Source organism: Paraburkholderia sp. GAS32, from assembly GCF_050434225.1.
Classification (GTDB): domain Bacteria; phylum Pseudomonadota; class Gammaproteobacteria; order Burkholderiales; family Burkholderiaceae; genus Paraburkholderia; species Paraburkholderia madseniana.
In genome coordinates, this window is sequence record NZ_JBNPVS010000019.1 from 14984 (window position 1) to 36385 (window position 21402).

Genomic DNA, 21402 nt, shown 5'->3' on the forward strand with positions numbered 1-21402 from the left:
CCTACCCGGCCGGCACCCCCGCCGCTCTGCTTTCCGCATTGCAGCATAGCCGTTACAATCGATCATCGAAAAGATATTCGATCGAGACATTACTGAACTGAAGCAAAGGAGAAGACATGGAGATTCGTGACAACGTATTCCTGATCACCGGTGGTGCATCGGGCCTCGGCGCGGCCACGGCGCGCCTTTTCGTCGAGAACGGCGGCAAGGTGGTGCTGGCCGATCTGAATCAGGATGCCGGTGAGGCGCTCGCGAAGGAACTTGGCGGCGTGTTCGTCAAGTGCGACGTGAGCCGCGAAGACGACGCCACGCAAGCGGTCGAAGCCGCCACGAAGCTCGGCACGCTGCGCGGCCTCGTCAATTGCGCGGGCGTTGCGCCCGCCATCAAGACGGTCGGCAAAGACGGCCCGCATCCTCTCGAGTCGTTCGCTCGCACCATCTCCATCAATCTGATCGGCACCTTTAACATGATCCGGCTCGCCGCCGCGGCCATGTCGAAGAACGAACCGAATGCGAATGGCGAACGTGGCGTGATCATCAACACGGCATCGGTGGCCGCGTTTGACGGCCAGATCGGCCAGGCCGCGTATGCTGCGTCCAAAAGCGGCGTGGTTGGCATGACGCTGCCGATCGCACGCGACCTGTCGCGCAACGCGATCCGCGTGATGACGATTGCCCCGGGCATCTTCGAAACGCCGATGCTGCTCGGCATGCCGCAGGAAGTGCAGGATGCGCTCGGCGCGATGGTGCCGTTCCCGCCGCGTCTCGGCAAACCGGCCGAGTATGCGATGCTGGCCAAGCAGATCTTCGACAATCCGATGCTCAACGGCGAAGTGATTCGTCTGGACGGCGCGATCCGGATGCAGCCGAAGTAATGATGTACCCAGCGCGCCGCTTTATGCGGCCGCGCCTATGAAAAACGCCTGCACCGCATGAGTCACATGCGTCACGTGCAGGCGTTTTATTTTGTTTTGACCGGTCGGCCGGAAAGCGGCTCTTAGTCGCGGTCGTCGTACTGGGTGCGTTGACGCAGTTCGTGCAACTGCGACTCCACCACCGTCGCGTCCTCCGCATCCGGCCGGTCGCCGAGATATCGTTCGAGGTCTTCGAGCGCTGGGCGCAGATAATCGAGCCGCGCGTAGGCGAAACCGCGATCGCGCACCTCCTCGATACTGTCCGGCAGCAGGATCACCAGACGCTGCTGCACCGCCAGCAGACGCTGCCAGCGCTCCGTCTGAAGATAAGTGGACTTCAGATTGCGCAGCATGCGAGCGATAATCTCGCGGCGCGTGGCCGGTTGCAGCAAGATGCGCAGCGCTCTGCTCACCGACTCACCCGCCGACGCCACATACGGCTCCAGCATGTCCACCATCTGCGATTCGGACAGCGAATGTCCGCTGGTCGGATCGAGCATCACGTCGCCGTCCGGCGTCGTGACGCGCAACAGGAAGTGACCCGGAAACGACACGCCGCGCGCCGGAATGCCGATCTGCTCGGCCATCTCCAGATACAGCACCGCCAGCGAAATCGGAATGCCGCGGCGCCGCTTGAGCACCACATTCAGATGGCTGTTGTCGGGATCGTAATAATCGTTGAGGTTGCTGGCGAAACCCAGCTCGCGGAAGAAAAAACGGTTGAGAATGCCGACCTTCTGCCTGATGTCGGCGTCGTCCGGCATGCGGCGCTGCAAACGCAAAACCAGCTCGTCGATCTCAGCCAGCGTGCCTTGCAAATCGAGATCGGGATAAGCGTCCTGCGCGAGCGAGAGCGCCGCCTCGGTCAGCGGCAGGCTGTCATCTTCGGCAACCAGCGTACTGAAATAGTCGAGAACTCGCGTCATCGTGATCACTTCACTCGCCTTTTGAAATACGCGTACTTGAAGCCCATCAGCCAAAGCATACCGAAATATAGCGCGGCGAACAGAACCAGGCACGCCCCCAGCAACACGATGCGGTCGACCGGCCGGTTATGCATGCCGATCCAGTCGAAGCTGATCGCGAGCCAATGCATCGTGCCCGCCAGCACCAGACAGGCGCCGAACAACTGCACGAAGAACTTCAACCAGCCGTTCGACGGCATGTAGATGCCGCGCTTGCGCAAGCCGAGGAACAGGAACAGCGCATTGACGCACGCGCCGAGCCCGACGCTCAGCGTGAGACCCGCATGCGCGAAGATCGGCACGAACAGATAGTTGCTCATCTGCGTGACGATCAGCACGCCGATGCCGATCTTCACCGGCGTTTTGATGTCCTGTTTCGCGTAAAAACCGGGCGCAAGGATCTTGATGAGAATCAGGCCGATCAGGCCGATGCCGTAGGCCGACAGCGCACGGCCAACCATGACCACCGAGTTGCCGTCGAACTTACCGTAGTGAAACAGCGTCGCGGTGAGCGGCTGAGCGAAGAAGAACAGCGCGACGGCGCTTGGCGCGGCCAGCAGGAAGGTAACGCGCAGCCCCCAGTCGAGCAGCGACGAATACTCATGCGGATCGGCGTCCACGTGCGCCTTCGAGAGGCTCGGCAGCAGGATCGTGCCGAGCGCGACACCGAGCAGCGCGGTCGGAAACTCCATCAGCCGGTCGGCGTAATTGATCCAGGAGACGGCGCCCGGGCCGATGCGCGACGCAATATTGGTGTTGATGATCAGGCTGATCTGCGCGACCGACACGGCGAACATCGCCGGCACCATCTTGGATAGCACCCGCTTCACACCGCGGTGCGCGAGCGCCTTCAGCGGATTCAGGCCAATGCGCGGCAGCATGTCGATCTTCTTCAGACCCGGCAGTTGCACGATGAATTGCAGCACGCCGCCGGCGATCACCGCCCACGCGAGCGCGTAAACCGGCGTTTGCAGGCGCGGCGCGACAAACACCGCCGCGACGATGAAGGCGACGTTCAGCAGGACCGGCGCGAACGCGGGCAGCGAAAAGTTCTTGTACGTATTCAGCACGCCCGACGCCAGCGACGTCAGCGAGATGAAAATGATGTACGGGAACATGATGCGCGTCATCGTGACCGCGAGCGCATACGCCTGGCCTTCATGCGCGAGCCCTGACGCGACGATGAACACCACGCCCGACGCCCCCACCACGCCGATCAGCGAGAGAATCGCGAGCGCCCAGGCAAGTACCGTCGAGGTTGCGTCGACGAGCGCCTTGGTGGCGTCGTGTCCTTGCTGGTTCTTGAATTCGGCCAGAATCGGCACGAAGGCTTGCGAGAACGCACCCTCGGCGGAAATGCGGCGCAGCAGGTTCGGAATACGGAAGGCGACGTAAAACGCGTCAGTATATTGACTGGCGCCGAACGCGCGGGCGATCAGCGTTTCGCGGGCCAGTCCGGTCACGCGCGACAGCAGCGTGAAGCCGCTGACCGTCAGCAGGGCTCGGAATAGATTCATGGGGCGCTTATTATACGGGTGCCGCAGGTGCGGACGACGAGCCGGAACGCGAATCGGACCGATTTGCGCCGCAGACGTTCGGTCGAATGAGCGGATCGGGTTGTTTTTTTGTTGCTTGCCGCGGGCTCCTCGAGCCACACCCTCGCCGCCCGCTTGCCCATTGCGACGGCGTCGAGACGTTCGTGAACCGCCGAAACTCGCCAAAACTAACAGAATCCCCGGCGATACGCGCCGACCCAGGATCTCGGAATTGGCGATTCCTCGTTGCCACGTGCCTGATTTTGTTGCTATAATCGCCGGTTTCGAAGCTCGCTCAATTTTCGGACGGGTTTTCGATGAGGTTCGGGCACGCAGTAGGCAGCGTCGCTCCAGCAGCGCGCAAGCCGTATTGAGGCGCCGACCAGCCTCGAAATACACCGGAACACGGGCCCGCCTTCGCGTAGTCCGATCGATTTTTCGAATTATTTCGACACTTTTGCGCTCTTGGGCAATCGCTTCCAAGAGTTCGATCTAAAAGCAGCACCTCACCATTTGAAGGTCAGGTACTGGAAACAGGAACAGGATAAGGAACCGTCATGGCTAACTCCGCACAAGCACGCAAGCGCGCCCGCCAGGCCGCCAAGGCAAACTCGCACAACTCGGCACTGCGCTCGAAGTTCCGCACGGCTATCAAGGCTGTCCGCAAGGCAATCGAAGCAGGCGACAAGGCTAAGGCCGTCGAGATCTTCCAGGCATCGTCGAAGACCATCGACATCATCGCCGACAAGAAAATCGTTCACAAGAACAAGGCAGCTCGCAACAAGAGCCGTCTGGCTGCAGCCCTCAAGGGTCTGCAAGCACCCGCAGCGCAGTAAATTCGGTCAGCCCGCTTCGGTGGGCTACCTCCTGTTTCCGCTGCTACAGAAAGGCTCGCTTCGGCGGGCTTTTTTGCTTGGCGCCGACGGAACCGGATACTGACTCACGCTTGCTCGCGAATCAGTTGGCTGCACATCGAAGCCACCGCATTGGAGCCGCCCGCCTTGAAGCCATTGCTCCAGGCGCAAAAAAACCCGCTACTGGCGGGTTTTTCTTCTGGCGATCCGGCCCGGCAAGTTCGCGCTAGATCACATGCCTCTTCTCTTGCGGCGTAGCGTGCTCAAGTTCCAACTCGCACGCCTCGGTCACGAGAAGGTCATTGTCTTTCGCGAAGTTCAGGACGAAATCGAAGGCCATCGGCTCGATGTCGCGCAAGCGCGAATCGAGAATCACGCATTTGAGGTCGCCGATCATGGTGGGCCGGACGTACAGCGAGTATTGCAGGTAAGCATTCGGCCCCTTGCCGCGCGGGCTGGGACCAAAGCACGCCATGACACCTGCGAGCCGCTCCGACCAGTCACTCGGCCGAAACTTTTTTCCGGTCGACGTGATGCCCTGAATGAAATATTCGGTTGGAGCTGCTTCGGCCATGTAGGAATACCTGTGTGACTGCCCAGCGGGATGACGGCAAAGCTGACTGCAAAGCGGCTTTGAGATGCCTGAACACGTTGGCCACGCCTGAATGGCGAGCTGCGCCGCCAGAAACCACGAAGGGCCAGATAAGCCGCCTCGGCGCTCATCTTGACGGCGCACCGCGAGGAAACTTTCCGGAGTGCGCGAGCCGTGTCCCGCAAGCTTAATACCGGCCTGCTGGGCTTAGGGATAACCGGTAGATTATAGCGCAGCGGACCTTTTTCCGCACCGCACACAAGCCTCGTTTGACGGTTGCGAAAGGCTTTCAGACAGCTTGCCTGGCCTTTTGGCCGACTCGTCAAACGGGGCGAAATCCTTTATGCTGCATTGAGTTACCACAAACGACGGCGGCGCCGTCCGGCAATCCTGCCGGGTGAGACCGCCGTATTTGTTTCATGACCGCCAAGAAAATTCGCCACTACCTGCAGTTCAAGGATTTCTCGCTGGAAGACTACGAGTACGTGCTGGAACGCGCGCGCATTCTGAAACGCAAATTCAAGAACTACGAGACCTACCACCCCCTGCACGACCGCACGCTGGCGATGATCTTCGAGAAAAACTCGACGCGCACGCGCCTGTCGTTCGAAGCCGGCATCTTCCAGTTGGGCGGTCACGCCGTCTTCATGAGCACGCGCGACACTCAGCTCGGGCGCGGCGAACCGATCGAAGACGCCGCGCAAGTGATCTCGCGCATGGTCGACATCATCATGATCCGCACGTTCGGCCAGGACATTCTCACGCGCTTTGCCGAGAATTCGCGCGTGCCGGTGATCAATGGGCTGACCAACGAATATCACCCGTGCCAGGTGCTGGCGGACATCTTCACGTATTTCGAACATCGCGGTCCGATTCGCGACAAGACGGTCGCGTGGGTCGGCGATGCGAACAACATGCTGTACACGTGGATCGAAGCCGCCCAGATTCTCGGTTTCAAGCTGCGCCTGTCCACGCCGCCGGGCTACAAGCTCGACCACGCCATGGTCGCGGCTGAAAGCGCCCCGTTCTATCAGGAATTCGACGACCCGAACGAGGCCTGCACGGGCGCCGATCTGGTCACCACAGACGTATGGACCAGCATGGGCTTCGAGGCAGAAAACGAAGCCCGCAAGAAAGCCTTTGCGGACTGGTGCGTAGACGCCGACATGATGGCGCGTGCCAATTCTGACGCACTGTTCATGCACTGCCTGCCCGCCCACCGCGGCGAGGAAGTCAGCGCGGAAGTGATCGACGGCCCGCAAAGCGTCGTGTGGGACGAAGCGGAAAATCGTCTGCACGTGCAAAAGGCGTTGATGGAATATCTGCTGCTCGGCAAGCTGAATCACTAAACGAGCCTTTTTCACCCTCTGCAGCATCTGCGTGAAGCGTGACGGGGCCTTGAATACGAGGCAAGGCATCCACGTTTAGCGCCACGCATCGAGCCGGCGTCCACGGTTGCAGGCGGAACCGGCTCACCCACCGCACCGCTCCAAAAACGCGGGCACGCGGCGGTTTAGTGTCAAAATAGTGGTTTTCCGCGCTCCGGAACCGCCGGCGCGCCTTGTTTTCCAGCTTTCTCCAGCTACGAGTTCACCATGAGCGATATCAAGAAAGTCGTGCTCGCCTATTCGGGCGGCCTCGACACCTCCGTCATCCTGAAGTGGTTGCAGGACAATTACGACGCCGAAGTCGTCACGTTTACGGCCGACATCGGCCAAGGCGAAGAGCTGGAACCGGCGCGCAAGAAGGCCCTGCAACTCGGCATCAAGCAGGACAACATCTTCATCGAAGACCTGCGCGAAGAATTCGTGCGCGACTACGTGTTCCCGATGTTCCGCGCCAACACGATCTATGAAGGCGAATACCTGCTGGGCACGTCGATCGCACGTCCGCTGATCGCCAAGCGTCAGATCGAAATCGCCCGCGCCACCGGCGCGCAAGCGGTCTCGCACGGCGCAACCGGCAAGGGCAACGACCAGGTTCGCTTCGAACTCGGTTACTACGCGCTGGAACCGGGCATCAAGGTGATCGCACCGTGGCGCGAATGGGACCTGCTGTCGCGCGAAAAGCTGCTTGCCTACGCTGAAAAGGCCGGCATTCCGATCGAAATGAAGCACAAGCAAGGTGGCGCGCCGTATTCGATGGACGCGAACCTGCTGCACATCTCGTTCGAAGGCCGTCACCTGGAAGATCCGAAGGCCGAGGCCGAAGCCGATATGTGGCGTTGGACGGTGTCGCCGGAACAGGCGCCCGACCAGGCTGAATACCTCGACATCGAGTACGAGCACGGCGACCCGGTCGCGATCAACGGCAAGCGTCTGTCGCCGGCTGAAATGCTGACCGAGCTGAACCGCCTGGGCGGCAAGCACGGCATCGGCCGTCTGGATCTGGTCGAAAACCGTTACGTCGGCATGAAGTCGCGCGGCTGCTATGAAACGCCGGGCGGCACGATCATGCTGAAGGCGCACCGTGGTATCGAGTCGATCACGCTCGACCGCGAAGTGGCCCACCTGAAAGACGATCTGATGGCCCGTTACGCATCGCTGATTTACAACGGCTACTGGTGGAGCCCGGAGCGTCGCGCAATCCAAGTGCTGATCGACCATACGCAAGAGAAGGTCAACGGCTGGGTGCGTGTGAAGCTGTACAAGGGCAGCGTCTCGGTTGTCGCGCGCGATTCGAAGGAAACGCTGTTCGACAAGACGATCGCTACGTTCGACGACGACGGCGGTGCGTACAACCAGGCCGACGCTGGCGGGTTCATCAAGCTGAACGCGCTGCGTATGCGGATTGCGGAAAACGCGCGTCGTCAGCGCGACTAAGCGTTAGCATTGGTGAGGGCTAACTTCGCGTTTGCGAAGTTAAGCGCCGAGAAGCGCAGCCGAAGCCGAAGCTCAGATGCAAAAAAGGCGCCGGGAGGAAACTCCCGGCGCCTTTTTCATTGCTGCATGCCACTCACGCAATCACAAGCAAACCGGCTCCGCTTCCAGTTCAACTCCAAATCGCGCCAGCACATCGCGCTGAACCGCCTTTGCGAGCGCCAACACCTCGGCGCCGCTCGCCCCGCCGCGATTGACCAGCACCAGCGCCTGCCGTTCATGCACGGCCGCCGCACCCATCGCGCGGCCTTTCCAGCCACATCGATCGATCAACCAGCCCGCCGCGAGCTTCACCCGGCCGTCCGGCTGCGGGTAAGACACAAGCTCGGGCTCCTTGACCTTCAGCGCTTCGAACTGCGTGGCTTCGACGACCGGATTCTTGAAGAAACTCCCGGCGTTACCCAACTGAAGCGGATCGGGCAGCTTGGCGCGCCGCACCGCGACTACCGCGTCGAAAATCGCCTGCGCGCTCGGCGCGGCGGCATCGGCACGGCCACCGGCAGCCAGTTCACGCGCGATATCCGCATAGCCGGCGCGCGGCTGCCAAACCTTCGGCAAACGGAAAGTGACCGACGTGATGACAAACCGGTCGCGCCCTTCCCGCTTAAAAAAACTGTCGCGGTAACCGAATCGGCACGCCTTTGCATCGAGTTCGACGACGGCGCCCGTTTCCAGTTCAACCGCCCGCAGCGACGCAAAGCGCTCGCACATCTCCAGCCCATATGCGCCGATGTTCTGAATCGGCGCTGCGCCCACCGTGCCCGGAATCAGCGCAAGGTTCTCCAGCCCAGGCAGCCCTTGCGTCAAAGTCCACGCGACAAAGTCATGCCATGGCTCGCCGGCTGCCGCCTCGACGTACCATGCATCATCATCCTCGCGCACGACGCGGCAGCCTTGCAGCGCCACCAGCAGCACCAGTCCGGCGAAGTCGCCCGTCAGCACGACATTGCTGCCGCCGCCCAGCACCAGCCGCGGCAAGCCGGCAGCACGCGGATCGCGCACCGCGGCCATCAGTTGCGCTTCGTGCTCGATCCGGCACGCAAACTGCGCGCGAACATCGAAACCGAAGGTGTTATGCGCCTTCAGAGGATAGCCAGCAATGAACGCGGCGGAGTCGGATCGGGACATCGGAATGAGAAGAATGGAACGGCCAGCTAAACGACATCGGGCCCCGGCCGCACGACAATGCGCGGCGGCCTTAGGCAAAAGGGAGTGGCGTCGGTAAAATGACGTCCGGTCCGTGATTATAGCGAGTGCCCCGTGAGCAGCCGACCGGCCGCGCCACGCACCGCAGCACTATTGGGAGAAAACAATGCCATCGTTTGACGTCGTCTGCGAAGCAGACATGATCGAAGTCAAGAACGCGATCGAGCAGTCCAACAAGGAAATTTCAACCCGCTTCGACTTCAAAGGGTCGGACGCGCGCGTCGAGCACAAGGAAAGCGAAATCACCGCCTACGCCGACGACGACTTCAAGCTCGGCCAGGTGAAAGACGTCCTGCTGTCGAAAATGGCCAAGCGCAATGTGGACGTGCGCTTCCTCGACTACGGCAAGATCGAGAAGATCGGCGGCGACAAGGTCAAGCAGATCATCAAGATCAAGAAAGGGGTATCCGGCGATCTGTCGAAGAAAATCGTGCGTCTCGTGAAGGACAGCAAGATCAAGGTCCAGGCGAGCATTCAGGGCGACGCGGTGCGTATCACCGGCGGCAAGCGCGATGATCTGCAAAGCGTGATCGCGATGCTGCGCAAGGACGTGACTGACACTCCGCTCGACTTCAATAACTTCCGCGACTGAACGCGCGTCGCGCTCAAGGCCGAGCACGTATCGCCCCTCGGCAATGGGCGTGCGTTGAGGCTCGGCAATGGGCCGCGTGGAAACTTAGCGCCCGACTCAGCACCCGTACGGGTTGTATGCGCTCAGCACATAGCCCTTGCGCCTTCAGTGCGTATTTCGTGAAGGCACTCCGGCATGCCGGCTAACACCCGGCCGCCGTACCCCGCCCAAGTTCGAGGTTCGTTACCACCCGCCGCGCTAGGCCGTTGCGTCGGGTTTCTTCTTGGCGCCGATGCGGCTTTCCTGGCCGCGCATCAATTTGGCGATGTTGCCGCGGTGGCGCCAGACCAGCAGCGAACTCATCACGACAATCGCCAGCGCGATGATATGCGGCCCGAACAGAAAGCCGTCGAAGATCGGTGCGAACACCGCCGCGGCCAGTGCCGCCAGCGAAGAATAGCGCGTGAAGAACGCCACGATCAGCCACGTCAGCAAGGTGGCCACGCCAAGGATCGGGTTGATCGCGAGCAGCACGCCCGCCGCGGTCGCCACGCCCTTGCCGCCCTTGAAGCGGAAGAAGATCGGATACAGGTGGCCGAGAAACACTGCAATGGACGCAATCGCGACCGACGTATCGTCGAGGCCGTAACGCGCGCCGAAGTGCACCACGAACCACACCGGCAGCCATCCTTTAAAGGCGTCGCCGATCAAGGTGAGAATCGCGGCCTTCTTACTACCGCTGCGCAGCACGTTGGTGGCGCCCGGGTTGCCCGAGCCGTATGAACGCGGGTCGTCCAGCCCCATGGCGGCGCTCACGATCACGGCAAACGACACCGAGCCGATCAGGTAGGCAACGACAGCAACGATCAGGTTTTGCATCTGGGACTCTTATAAGGATCGGCGGTCTGAAACTCGACACCCCAACCGCAACAGGGAACAAGGCGGCGCACATTCTACCGAACCCACCTGCCCGGAAAACATTGAGACAAACGTCAATCGACGCTCGCGCACTGAACCGGCTTCGCTGCCAGCAAGCCGGTCAAAACCGTGGGCTCGATGCTGACCAGAAAACCGCGCCGCCCGCCGTTCAGCCAGATCTTGTCCATCTCGAGGATGCTCGACTCGACGTACACCGGCATCTGCTTCTTCGTACCGAACGGCGATGTGCCGCCGATCAGATAGCCGGAATGCCGGCTCGCCACCTCGGGTTTGCATGGCTCGATGCGTTTCGCGCCGATCTGCCGCGCCAGATTCTTGGTGCTGACGGTGCGGTCGCCGTGCATCAGTACGATCAGCGGCTTGGCGTGCTCGTCTTCCATCACCAAAGTCTTCACGACATGATGTTCGTCCACGCCGAGCTGGCGCGCCGATTCCTCGGTGCCGCCGTGCTCGACGTAATCGTAAGGATGTTCGCCGAAAGTGACGCCATGACGGCGCAGAAACTGCGTCGCGGGCGTTTCGGAGACGTGTCTGGATTTGCTCATCGGCGCATTGTAATGGCGAGTTTGCACGACGGCTATTTGCCGAATGGCCAATTGTGTGGGTCCGGCGTTTGTGGCACGATCGTTCGCAAATCTTCCGGCACACTGTATGCCGGGCACTTAATACGTTTAGCGACCATGTTGCATGGGACCAGAGTTCGCGTTTCAGCGCGTTACTCTGGTCGACCGCTTTGCATGGGACCAGAGTAAGACGCTAAAGCGTCAACTCTGGTCGACAAAGGAGACAGCATTGAGCCTCGATTCATCCACCCGCTCCACGATCGACATTCCCGCGCTGCTAGCCGCCCTGCCCGCGCGTATTGCCGACATTCCGGCGCTCGCGGCCGCACGCGATCCGCAACACGTCGCCTTGATCGAAGATGCGCGCCGCCTCACCAACGCGCAACTTCTGGAAGCCGTCAATGCCACCGCCGCGCGGCTACGCGAATGGGGCGTGCGTGGCGGCGATCGCGTGATGATCGTGGCCGAGAACAGCGTCGTGCAGATCGTGCTGCTGTTCGCGACCGCGAAACTCGACGCGTGGGCGCTGGTGTCGAATGCACGCCTGTCCGCCGCCGAACTCGACGCGATCCGTGCGCACGCGCAGCCTCGCGTGGTCGCGTATGCGGTCGAAAGCTCCGTGGATGCCCAACAGCATGCGCAGCGGCTTCAAGCCACCTCGGCGCCTGCCATCACGCCGGATATCGGCGCCTGGTCGTACACGATCGACACCGACGCAAAGGCAGAACCGGTCGAAGCCGCGAATGACCGTCAATGCGCCGCGCTGATCTACACCACCGGAACCACGGGCGCGCCGAAAGGCGTGATGCTGTCCCACCGCAATCTGCTCTTCATCGCAGCCGTCTCGAGCCGTTTGCGCAATGTCGGTCCGGACGATGTCGTGTACGCCGTTCTGCCGATCTCGCACGTGTACGGCTTTGCCTCGGTCTGTCTCGGCAGCCTGCACGCCGGCGCGACCTTGCGTCTCGCACCGCGTTTCGCGCCGGAAGCGGTGCGGCGTGCGCTCGCCGAAGAGCGGGTGTCGATCTTCCAGGGCGTCCCGGCCATGCACGCCAAACTGCTCGAACATTTGCAGACGCACGGCCACGCGTGGTCCGCGCCGCGTCTGCGCTTTGCCTACTCAGGCGGCTCGCCGCTCGACGCCGCGCTTAAGGCGCACGTCGAAAGCGTCTACGGCCTGCCGCTGCACAACGGCTATGGCATGACCGAGAGCAGTCCGACCGTCTCCCACACCATGCTCGATGCGCCGCGCAGCGATTGCTCGGTCGGCGAAGTCATTCCTGGTGTCGACGTGCGATTCGTCGGACTCGACGGCGTCGATGCAGCGCCGGGCGAAATCGGCGAACTGTGGGTACGTGGCCCGAATGTGATGCTGGGTTACTACCGCAGCCCGGAGCAGACCCGCGCCGTCGTTACCGAAGACGGCTGGCTCAAGACCGGCGATCTCGCGCGGCAGGACGCGGACGGTGCGTTGCATATCGTCGGGCGCAGCAAGGAGTTGATCATCCGCTCCGGCTTCAACGTGTATCCGGCAGAAGTCGAGCATGTGTTGAACGCGCACCCACAGGTGGTGCAATCGGCGGTAATCGGGCGCGCCGTGGAGGGTAACGAGGAAGTGGTCGCTTTCGTTGAATTGATCGCGGGCGCAAAGGTGACGCCGGCCGAGCTGATCGCGTGGTGCGGCGAGCGTCTCGCGCCATACAAGCGCCCTGTTGAAGTGAAGGTGCTCGCCGCGCTGCCGGCCGCGTCGACGGGCAAGATTCTCAAGCACCGGCTTCGCGAATTCGTCTAACGCGCCTCACCCCCGCGGATGATGCTGCGCATGCAGCGACTTCAACCGTTCGCGGGCCACGTGCGTATAGATTTGCGTGGTCGAGATATCCGTATGACCGAGCAGCAATTGCACGACGCGCAGATCGGCGCCATGGTTCAGCAGGTGCGTCGCGAACGCGTGCCGCAGCGTATGCGGTGAGAGCGGCGCATGCACATCGGCCGCTGCCGCGTGGCGCTTGATGATGTTCCAGAATTGCTGGCGGGTCATGCCCTCCGCGCGGCTCGTGACGAACAGCGCATCCGTCGCGCGCGCCCCCAGCAAAGCAGGACGCGCTTCGCGCAGATAGCGTTCGATCCAGCCGTGCGCCTCTTCGCCGAACGGAATCAGGCGCTCTTTCGAGCCCTTGCCCATCACGCGCACTACGCCTTCGTTCAGGCCCACTTCCACGGTCTTCAGCGTGACGAGTTCGGTGACACGCAAACCGCTCGCGTACATCAATTCCAGCATGGTGCGGTCGCGCAGACCCAAGGGCGTATCGATATCCGGCGCAGCGAGCAGCGCTTCGACTTGCGCTTCGGTGAGCGTCGACGGAAAACGCGGCGGTTGCTTGGCCGAACGGATACGCACCGTCGGATCGGCCTTTGCGCGATGCTCGCGCACGGCCCAGCCGTAATAGCGGCGAAACACCGAAAGCCGCCGGTTCGCCGAGGTGGATTTGTCTTTCTGACGGGCCGCGCTGTAGGCGTTGAGATCGGCCTCGCTGGCCGTGTCGAGCGACGTGTTGCGGGTTTGCGCGAGCCATTCGCAGAACAGGCGCAGATCGCGCCGGTACGCATCGAGTGTGTTGCGCGACAAGCCGTGCTCAAGCCACAACGCGTCGCAGAAGGCGTCGATCGAGGCCGAGCTCGATACAAACAGAGGTGACGCGCTCGGCGCGTCTTCAGTCACGGTGTCGCTCATGAATAGGGAATGCCTTCATGCGCCAGAAGCCAGCGCTTGACGTTGCGAAAGAAGCCATCTCCGGCGTGATGCGCGAATCCGCCGATGCCGCTCGCACTGACCACCCGATGACACGGAATCACGATCGGAAAGTAATTGGAACCGCACGCCTGCCCGACCGCGCGCGGAACACTGCCTAGCTGCCTTGCCAGTTGCCCATAGGTCAGCACGACGCCCGGCGGGATGTCGCTGATTGCTTGCCACACGCGCCGCTGAAACGGGGTGCCGACCGCTGCCAGCGGCAATTCGAACTTCGCTGACGCCCGCTCGAAATAACGCTCGATCTGCTCGACTGCCTGCTTTGCAAGAAGCGTGTCCGGCGCCACACTCTGCACCGACTCCGGCAGATAGACGATCTCGCGCACAGCATCGCCTTCGAGGCGGATGCCGACCTTGCCGAACGGTGCATTGATCACTGCGTTGAACATGGTTGCCTGCTCCGAGATTGCTGCTACTTTACGCCGCTTCCAACGCCCATTCCACATGCTCGCGAACGACGGCGGAAGGGTCTTCAACGCGCAACTTCAGCGCGTGAACAATCGCCTCGCGCGCATCCACACTCAAACTCTCCGGTGACGCACGCAGCGCATTACCCATCCCCACCGCCAGATTGCGCAGCCAGCTCTCATAGCCGATGCGACGAATCGCACTGCCCTGCATGCGCGTATCGAACTCGTCGGCGGACCATGCAAACAGTTCGACCAGCGTCGCGCGATCGAGTCCATGCCGCACATCGAAATCGGCGACCGGCGCGGCCTGCGCAAATTTGTTCCACGGACAGACGAGCTGGCAATCGTCGCAGCCATACACACGATTACCGATCAGCGGCCGCATTTCCAGGGGAATATTGCCCTTCAATTCGATCGTCAGATACGAAATACAGAGGCGTGCATCGACCTTATAGGGCGCCACGATCGCACCGGTCGGACATGCGTCGATGCAGCGCTTGCAACTGCCGCAATGCGAGCCCGGCGTTTCGGGCGCATCGTCGGGCGAGGTCTCGGCATCGGTCGGCAAGGGCACGTCGACGTAGATTTCGCCCAGGAAAAACAGCGAACCGGCATCGCGTTGCAGCAGCAGCGTGTGCTTGCCGCGCCAGCCGATTCCGGCCTTCTGGGCAAGCTCCACTTCGAGCACCGGCGCCGAATCGGTAAATACGCGGTAGCCGAACGCGCCGATCTCCGCCTCGATTTTCTCGGCCAGATGTTGCAGACGGTTACGCATTACCTTGTGATAATCGCGGCCCCGCGCATAGATCGACACCACCGCAGCCGACGGGTCCGCGAGCCGCGCATGCTCGGCTGCGCGCCAGTCTTGCGGTGCACGCGGCGTGTCCTGCAAAGCGCTTTCGGGCGCCTTTCCGCTCAATGTTTCTGCGGGCAAATAGGCGATGCGCGCGGTAATCACACGTCGCGTGCCGGCCACAAGCTCGGCGGGGCGCGCGCGTTTCATGCCGTGTTTCGCCATATAATCCATCTCGCCGTAGCACCCCGCTTCCAGCCATGCTGCAAGCGGCGCTTCGGCAGCGGAGAGATCGGTGTCGCTGATGCCGATCGCCCCGAAACCCAGTTCACGGCCCCACGTTTTGATGTTGAGCGCGAGCGCATTCAGCGCCGCTTCATCGAAATGACGCTCGGCACGCACATCGTCGTTAGACGCAGGCGTGCAGGAAACAGGGGACTCCGGACTTCGGTTCATCACGTCATTTTACGAGAATGCCCGTCAATCCCGATCTCGCGATCCAAACGCCCGCCGATATCCTGCTCGAACGCTCCTTCGCGCTCGCGGATGAGGCCGCCACCAACGCATTCGGCGAGCGCTTCGCGCAGGCGATCGAAAGCGTGCGCGAAGCACGGCAAGCAGCGCGACAACACACGCCAGGCGCTGCGGGTCATCAGGTATTCCACGGACTGCAAGTCCAACTCGTCGGTGACCTCGGCGCCGGCAAAACCACACTCGTGCGCGCGACCTTGCGCGGCCTCGGCCACACCGGCCGCGTACGCAGTCCCACCTATACACTCGTCGAACCCTACGTGCTCGAGCGGCCCGCTGGGGAACTCGCGCTCTATCACTTCGATCTGTACAGATTCACCGACCCGGCCGAATGGGCCGACGCGGGCTTTCGCGAGTACTTCGACAGCGGCGCGATCTGCCTCGTCGAATGGCCGCAGCGTGCCGGGCGTCTCCTTGGCGTGCCGGATCTCGTCTTCGCGCTCGACCTGGACCACGAGGGCGACGGCCGGGTACTCGTCGCACGGGCATACAGCGAATCAGGAAAGGCATGTCTCGAAAGATGTTGATCAAACCGTTCCGCTCGATCGAATCGGCGGCTACCGCAACGCATAACTGGCGGCGCCGGCAGATTCTGCGCGCGGGCGCGTCCACGCTGGTACTCGGCCTTGTCGCCCCGCGTCTTGCGTGGGCGAGCTCGGTGCTGGGCGTGCGGGTCTGGCCGGCGCGCGATTACACGCGAGTGACGATCGAATCGGATCAGCCCTTGCAGAACGCGCAGCAGTTGCTGCAGGGTCCTGACCGGCTGGTGGTCGATCTGAGCGGCCTCGATCTGGATCAGGCGCTGAAGGATCTGGTATCGAAGATCACGCCGAACGATCCGCAGATCCAGTCGGTGCGTGTCGGGCAATATCAGCCGCACGTCGTGCGTATGGTGTTCGATCTGAAGGGCTCGGTGAAGCCGCAGGTGTTCACGCTGCCGCCGGTCGGCGCGTACAAATACCGGCTGGTGTTCGACCTGTACCCCGCTGTCGCGCCCGATCCGCTGATGGATCTGCTCGCGCAGACCGAGCGTAAGCAGCAAACGCTGGACGAAAACAACGCGCCGCCCGCCACGCTGAGCGGCCCTGGCACCACGCCGCCCACCGCCGACAACAGCGAAGCCTTTTTCGAGCGTTATGCGCAGAACGGCAGCGGCGGGACGGCGCCGAACGTGCCACGTCCGCCGGTGCACGTTGTGCCGACACCGGCTCCGCCCATCCTCGGCAAGCCTTCTACCCCGACGGCGCCCATCGCGCCGCCCACAGCGATCGCCCGCAACAAGGGAGGCACTAGTGGCAGCAACCTCGGTGGCGACGACAACGACGGCGACGATAACTACGCCTTCACCAATCCGAAAACCGGCAAGAGCAACACGGTGCGTCTGCTCACCGTCGCGGTCGATCCGGGTCACGGCGGCGAAGACCCGGGCGCGATCGGCGGCTCGGGCACGTATGAGAAACACGTCGCACTCGACATCGCGAAGAAGTTGCGCGCGAAGATCGATGCGCAGCCGAACATGCGCGCCATGATGACGCGCGACGCCGACTTCTTCGTGCCGCTGAACGTGCGCGTGCAGAAGGCGCGGCGCGTCGGCGCGGACCTGTTCGTGTCGATCCACGCGGACGCGTTCACCACGCCCGACGCGAAGGGCTCGTCGGTGTTCGCCTTGTCGGAGCACGGCGCGTCGAGCGCCGCGGCGCGCTGGATGGCGAACAAGGAGAACTCGTCGGATCAGATCGGCGGGATCAACATCAAGTCCGCCGACGCGACCGTTAATCGCGCGCTGTTCGATATGTCGACCACCGCGCAGATTCGCGATTCGATGCGCTACGGCAACTTCGTGCTGAAGGAGATCGGCGGTATCAACAAGCTGCACAAAGGCTCGGTCGAACAGGCCGGGTTTGCGGTGCTGAAGGCGCCGGATATTCCGTCGATTCTCGTGGAGACCGCCTTCATCAGTAACCCGGATGAAGAGCGCCGCCTGAACGACGACGCGTATCGGGAGAAAATGGCCGATGCGATCATGACCGGCATCAAGCGCTATTTCGCGGCGAATCCGCCGTTGGCGAAGAACCGCATGACCTGACGCTAGCCGGCGTGACGCCGCGTCATACCGTGTCATGCAAGCGATAAAAAAACGGCCGCTCGATGCGGCCGTTTTTTCTGCTTCACGCTTAAGAGGCCGTCAACGTGCCGGTGAAAGCCGCTGCACGACCCAACCGCCGAACACATTCACCGCCAACCCCGCCATCACCAGCAAGGCGCCTACGACCTGCGCCTCGGACAACTGCTCGTCGAGAAACAGGGACGCCGACGCCAGCCCGACAATCGGCACCAGCAGCGAGAACGGCGCCACCTGGCTCGCCGGATAGCGCGACAGAAGCCGACTCCACAACCCGTAGCCGATCAGCGTCGCGATAAACGCGAGATACACGATGGCGAAAATCGACATCGCACTGATCCCGGACAGCGCCGCAGCGATCCGTTGCGGCCCTTCGAACGTGTACGACAGCGCGAAAAACGGCAACGGCGGAATCAGGCTGCCCCACACCACCAGCCCGACCAGATCGACCTTGCCGACCTTCTTCGTGACGATGTTGCCGAGCGCCCACGAACACGCGGCGCACAGCGTGAGGATGAAACCCGCGAACGTCATCGCATGGCCGCCTTGCATGCCGATGACCGCGAGGCCGCCCGCCGCGATCAGCAAACCGACGATGTTTGGCACGCGAAAGCGCTCATGCAGAAACAGCGCCGCGAAGATCAGCGTGAAGAATGCCTGCGCCTGCAAAACGAGCGACGCGAGCCCCGCGGGCATGCCGACGTACATCGCCGAGAACAGGAAAGCGAATTGCCCGAACGAAATCGTCGCGCCGTAAGCGAGCAGCCAGCGCCACGGCATCTGCGGTCGCTTGACGAAAAACACCGCCGGCACAGCGGCGAGCGCGAAACGCAACGCGCCGAGCAGCATCGGCGGCACGCCATGCAGGCCCACCTTGATCACGACGAAATTGACGCCCCACGCAATCACGACGACCAGCGCGAGCAGTAAATCCCTGGGCGACATCCCGGTCTCCATTTCGTTGTTGGATCCGGCAGTTTAGCGGACGCCGCCTCACTCGGCAGTGCGTTAAAACGTAGTTAGCCGTTCAGCCAGTTTTCCACGCGCAACCCTGGATACGCGGCGAAGTCACGTTCGTTGTTGGTCACCAGCACAACGTCGAGCGCCACGGCATGTGCCGCGATCAGCTTGTCGAGTTGATCCTTCTTGCGCTCGCGCGTCGCTTCGCGAATCGGACCGTACGCGCTTGCTGCAGCGCTGTCGAACGGCATGACCAGAATGTCTTCGGCAAGCGCCGCCAGATTGCGGCGATCGCGCGCGCGGTTCGCCGATACCGCCACGCCGTATTCGAGTTCCGCAAAGGTGATGGCCGACATCACCACGTCGCCAACGAGACATTGCGCAAAGCGCTTCGCAACCTGTTCCGGTTGGTTTTTCATCAGGTAGATGCAGATATTGGTGTCGAGCATGTAGCGCGGCATTACAAATCCTCGCGCTCGGCCTGCTCGTGGTCACCACGTCCTTCCGCCATGAAGTCGGGCCCGAACTTAGCGAATTTCTTGAGCACGCCGGTCAGCGGACGCCGGGTTGGGCGGATCCGCAATTCTTCGCCGACTCGTTCGATTTCAACCTCGACGTCGGCCCGGTCGAAGGCCAATTCGGCTGGAATGCGCACCGCTTGCGAATTGCCGTTGCGAAAGACTTTTGTAAGCACGCTGAACTCCTGCTACGGATGTACGCTGTATGTACGAACCAATACTATAGTTCTCCACGGCGACGATGTAAATACATGTGTGTACATCGACCGCGGAATGCGGCCGCAGCCTCAACCGCAGTAGAATCATCCATTAAGCAAAATCCGACTCACCCTTCCAGCCGAGCCTGCCATGTCTTCCTCGATCAAAGCAGTTCTCAAACCGCATCTGCGCGACGTCGGCAGCCTCACCGTGCGGCGTGTGCTGCCGGCCATGGCGGCACGCCTGATCGGCCCGTTTATCTTTTTCGACCACATGGGCCCCGCCACGCTCGAACCCGGTGTCGGGCTCGACGTGCGTCCGCACCCGCATATCGGCCTCGCCACCGTCACGTATCTGTTCGAAGGCTCGATCATGCATCGCGACAGCCTCGGCTCCGAGCAGAAGATCGTCCCGGGCGACGTCAACTGGATGACGGCGGGACGTGGCATCGTCCATTCCGAGCGCTCGCCGGCCGAAGACCGCGCGAGCGGCCAGACCATGCACGGCATCCAGACCTGGGTCGCGCTGCCGCTCGACGACGAAGACATCGAACCGTCCTTCGCGCATCATGCGGCCAATACACTGCCGGTGGTCGAGCGCAACGGCGTCACCCTGCGCGTGATCGCGGGTACGGCGTTCGGCGAGACCTCGCCGGTCGCGACCTTTTCCGGCACGCTGTATGTGGCCGCCGAGTTCGCCCCGGGCGGCGCCTTCGCGCTCGAGCCGGAACACGAGGAACGCGGGGTCTATCTGGTGGACGGCGATCTGGAGATCGACGGCACGCCGCTCGAAGCGGGCCAGATGGCCGTACTCGCACTCGACGAAACCGTCACGCTGGCCAGCACCCACGGCGCGCGCGTGATGCTGCTCGGCGGCGAGAAGCTGGATGGCGAGCGTTTTATCGAATGGAACTTCGTCGCCAGTTCGCGCGAGAAGATCGAAGCCGCCAAGCTCGCGTGGACCAATCAGGAGATGGGCAAGGTGCCGGGCGAAACCGAATGGATTCCACTACCGACAAGAAAATGAGTGGGCTAGGCGGCGCCCATGCGGTCGCCACTGGCAAGCCCGCCGTCCGTGCGAGCATGTGCGGCCGCGATGGCCTGCATCCGCCGCATTGAACCATTGAATTCGCGGCATACGGCCCCATCTAGCCGACAAACCGTTTTTATCGACGAGGACGCAATGGACACCACTCTGGCCACTTTCGAACAGGACGTCATTACGGCGTCGACACTGGCCCCTGTGCTGGTCGATTTTTGGGCGCCGTGGTGCGGCCCCTGCAAGACGCTCGGCCCGATGCTCGAGAAGCTCGAAGCCGAAGCCGCCGGCAAATGGAAGCTGGTGAAGGTGAACGTCGACGAGAACCAGGAACTGGCCGCGCACTTCCAGGTGCGCAGCATTCCGCACGTCATGGCGTTTGCCGACGGCCAGCCGGTCGATCAATTCGTCGGCGTGCTGCCGGAAGGCCAGTTACGCGAATTTATCGAGCGCCTCGTGCCGCAAGGCGCGGACGCGGCACGTGTTGAAGCGCAGGCCGCGTTGGCCGAAGGCCGTCGTGAGGATGCGTATGACGCGCTGCAAGCTGCCCTCGCCTACGACCCAGGCTTCGACGAAGCGCGCATGGATCGAATCGAAATGCTGCTCGAAGATAATCGCATCGACGAAGCGCGCAATGAAGTCGACCTGCTGTCGCCGAAAACCACGCAAGGGATCGACGCCCGCTTCAACACGATCAAGACACGGCTCGATGCGGTGGACGCGGCGGCTGACCTGCCGCCTACGGATGCACTCGAAGCCAAAGTCGCAGCGAACCCGGACGATCTCGAGGCACGCTTCGATCTGGCTAGCGCGCTCATCGCCCGCCGCAAATACGAAGGCGCGCTCGAGCACTTGTTGGCGATCGTGCAACGCGACCGCACGTTCCGCGATGACATTGGCCGTAAGACGATGCTGTCGGTGTTCGATCTCGCCGCGCATCAGCCGGAGCTGGTGTCGCAATGGCGGCGCAAGCTGAGCGCGTTGTTGTATTAATTGGGGGGG

Annotated in this window: 22 protein-coding genes; 10 read left to right on the forward strand and 12 right to left on the reverse strand. The window is 62.2% G+C overall.

Translation table 11 applies throughout. The annotated features are described in order from the left end of the window. The first annotated feature begins 116 nt into the window (after positions 1 to 116). Positions 117 to 875 (forward strand): 3-hydroxyacyl-CoA dehydrogenase, encoded by a 759-nt coding sequence (locus P3T25_RS22510; protein ID WP_115780869.1) that lies wholly within the window; start codon positions 117 to 119, stop codon positions 873 to 875. Between the two features lie 122 nt (positions 876 to 997). On the opposite strand, the gene P3T25_RS22515 is transcribed toward P3T25_RS22510, so the two are convergent. Further along, positions 998 to 1840: a SirB1 family protein gene (locus P3T25_RS22515; protein WP_154558607.1), complete on the reverse strand. Its 843-nt coding sequence runs from the start codon at positions 1838 to 1840 to the stop codon at positions 998 to 1000. Positions 1841 to 1845: 5 nt separating this feature from the next. Continuing rightward, positions 1846 to 3396, reverse strand: a complete 1551-nt coding sequence (gene murJ / locus P3T25_RS22520; protein ID WP_154558608.1) for a murein biosynthesis integral membrane protein MurJ — start codon at positions 3394 to 3396, stop codon at positions 1846 to 1848. Positions 3397 to 3971: 575 nt separating this feature from the next. Between murJ and rpsT the strand changes: the two genes are divergently transcribed. Next, the gene (rpsT, locus tag P3T25_RS22525; protein WP_054034306.1) at positions 3972 to 4250 is read left to right on the forward strand and encodes a 30S ribosomal protein S20; all 279 of its coding nucleotides are present in this window, start codon (positions 3972 to 3974) and stop codon (positions 4248 to 4250) included. Between the two features lie 244 nt (positions 4251 to 4494). Here the strand turns inward: rpsT and P3T25_RS22530 are convergent, their stop codons facing one another. After that, positions 4495 to 4842 carry a DUF3579 domain-containing protein gene (locus tag P3T25_RS22530; RefSeq protein ID WP_154558609.1) on the reverse strand — a complete coding sequence of 116 codons (348 nt, stop codon included), beginning with the start codon at positions 4840 to 4842 and terminating at the stop codon, positions 4495 to 4497. Between the two features lie 437 nt (positions 4843 to 5279). Between P3T25_RS22530 and argF the strand changes: the two genes are divergently transcribed. Further along, a complete protein-coding gene (gene argF, locus P3T25_RS22535) occupies positions 5280 to 6209 on the forward strand; it encodes an ornithine carbamoyltransferase (RefSeq protein ID WP_097390264.1) in 930 nt (309 codons plus the stop codon). A gap of 246 nt (positions 6210 to 6455) precedes the next feature. Continuing rightward, a complete protein-coding gene (locus tag P3T25_RS22540; RefSeq protein ID WP_054034311.1) occupies positions 6456 to 7682 on the forward strand; it encodes an argininosuccinate synthase in 1227 nt (408 codons plus the stop codon). 141 nt (positions 7683 to 7823) lie between these two features. Here P3T25_RS22540 and murB read toward each other — a convergent pair whose 3' ends face one another. After that, positions 7824 to 8867, reverse strand: coding sequence for a UDP-N-acetylmuramate dehydrogenase (murB, locus tag P3T25_RS22545; protein ID WP_429358978.1), 1044 nt, complete (start codon positions 8865 to 8867; stop codon positions 7824 to 7826). A 184-nt stretch (positions 8868 to 9051) separates the two neighbouring features. On the opposite strand from murB, the gene P3T25_RS22550 reads away from it, so the two are divergent. Next, complete coding sequence (locus P3T25_RS22550) at positions 9052 to 9537, forward strand: YajQ family cyclic di-GMP-binding protein (RefSeq protein ID WP_054034313.1); 486 nt, start codon at positions 9052 to 9054, stop codon at positions 9535 to 9537. A gap of 237 nt (positions 9538 to 9774) precedes the next feature. On the opposite strand, the gene plsY is transcribed toward P3T25_RS22550, so the two are convergent. Both plsY and ybaK read right to left on the reverse strand, forming a co-directional pair. Beyond that, complete coding sequence (plsY, locus tag P3T25_RS22555) at positions 9775 to 10395, reverse strand: glycerol-3-phosphate 1-O-acyltransferase PlsY (protein WP_266237453.1); 621 nt, start codon at positions 10393 to 10395, stop codon at positions 9775 to 9777. A gap of 113 nt (positions 10396 to 10508) precedes the next feature. Further along, entirely contained in the window at positions 10509 to 11000 is a 492-nt protein-coding gene (gene ybaK / locus P3T25_RS22560) for a Cys-tRNA(Pro) deacylase (protein WP_154558613.1), read from the reverse strand. 247 nt (positions 11001 to 11247) lie between these two features. On the opposite strand from ybaK, the gene P3T25_RS22565 reads away from it, so the two are divergent. Beyond that, positions 11248 to 12810 carry a class I adenylate-forming enzyme family protein gene (locus tag P3T25_RS22565; RefSeq protein ID WP_429358979.1) on the forward strand — a complete coding sequence of 521 codons (1563 nt, stop codon included), beginning with the start codon at positions 11248 to 11250 and terminating at the stop codon, positions 12808 to 12810. Between the two features lie 6 nt (positions 12811 to 12816). Here the strand turns inward: P3T25_RS22565 and xerD are convergent, their stop codons facing one another. The 3 genes from xerD to queG are packed head-to-tail and all read right to left on the reverse strand — an operon-like array spanning position 12817 to position 15489. After that, positions 12817 to 13752: a site-specific tyrosine recombinase XerD gene (xerD, locus tag P3T25_RS22570; protein ID WP_429358980.1), complete on the reverse strand. Its 936-nt coding sequence runs from the start codon at positions 13750 to 13752 to the stop codon at positions 12817 to 12819. After that, positions 13749 to 14219 carry a methylated-DNA--[protein]-cysteine S-methyltransferase gene (locus tag P3T25_RS22575; RefSeq protein ID WP_429358981.1) on the reverse strand — a complete coding sequence of 157 codons (471 nt, stop codon included), beginning with the start codon at positions 14217 to 14219 and terminating at the stop codon, positions 13749 to 13751. The genes xerD and P3T25_RS22575 overlap by 4 nt, the downstream gene beginning before the upstream one ends. A gap of 28 nt (positions 14220 to 14247) precedes the next feature. After that, entirely contained in the window at positions 14248 to 15489 is a 1242-nt protein-coding gene (gene queG, locus P3T25_RS22580) for a tRNA epoxyqueuosine(34) reductase QueG (RefSeq protein ID WP_429358982.1), read from the reverse strand. A 17-nt stretch (positions 15490 to 15506) separates the two neighbouring features. Between queG and tsaE the strand changes: the two genes are divergently transcribed. Next, positions 15507 to 16091 carry a tRNA (adenosine(37)-N6)-threonylcarbamoyltransferase complex ATPase subunit type 1 TsaE gene (gene tsaE, locus P3T25_RS22585; protein ID WP_154558617.1) on the forward strand — a complete coding sequence of 195 codons (585 nt, stop codon included), beginning with the start codon at positions 15507 to 15509 and terminating at the stop codon, positions 16089 to 16091. Beyond that, on the forward strand, positions 16073 to 17650 hold the full coding sequence (locus P3T25_RS22590) for an N-acetylmuramoyl-L-alanine amidase (RefSeq protein ID WP_154558618.1): 1578 nt from the start codon (positions 16073 to 16075) through the stop codon (positions 17648 to 17650). Before tsaE ends, P3T25_RS22590 begins: the two co-directional genes overlap by 19 nt. Positions 17651 to 17749: 99 nt before the next feature. Here the strand turns inward: P3T25_RS22590 and P3T25_RS22595 are convergent, their stop codons facing one another. From P3T25_RS22595 to vapB, 3 genes are all read right to left on the reverse strand, one after another. Next, complete coding sequence (locus tag P3T25_RS22595; protein WP_154558619.1) at positions 17750 to 18631, reverse strand: EamA family transporter; 882 nt, start codon at positions 18629 to 18631, stop codon at positions 17750 to 17752. A 74-nt stretch (positions 18632 to 18705) separates the two neighbouring features. After that, positions 18706 to 19107, reverse strand: a complete 402-nt coding sequence (locus tag P3T25_RS22600) for a type II toxin-antitoxin system VapC family toxin (RefSeq protein WP_154558620.1) — start codon at positions 19105 to 19107, stop codon at positions 18706 to 18708. Then, positions 19107 to 19340 (reverse strand): type II toxin-antitoxin system VapB family antitoxin, encoded by a 234-nt coding sequence (vapB, locus tag P3T25_RS22605; RefSeq protein WP_054034329.1) that lies wholly within the window; start codon positions 19338 to 19340, stop codon positions 19107 to 19109. Before vapB ends, P3T25_RS22600 begins: the two co-directional genes overlap by 1 nt. Before the next feature lie 172 nt (positions 19341 to 19512). On the opposite strand from vapB, the gene P3T25_RS22610 reads away from it, so the two are divergent. Next, positions 19513 to 20388: a pirin family protein gene (locus P3T25_RS22610; protein ID WP_154558621.1), complete on the forward strand. Its 876-nt coding sequence runs from the start codon at positions 19513 to 19515 to the stop codon at positions 20386 to 20388. A gap of 156 nt (positions 20389 to 20544) precedes the next feature. Continuing rightward, complete coding sequence (gene trxA / locus P3T25_RS22615; protein WP_171926086.1) at positions 20545 to 21393, forward strand: thioredoxin; 849 nt, start codon at positions 20545 to 20547, stop codon at positions 21391 to 21393. The last annotated feature ends 9 nt before the right edge of the window (positions 21394 to 21402 follow it).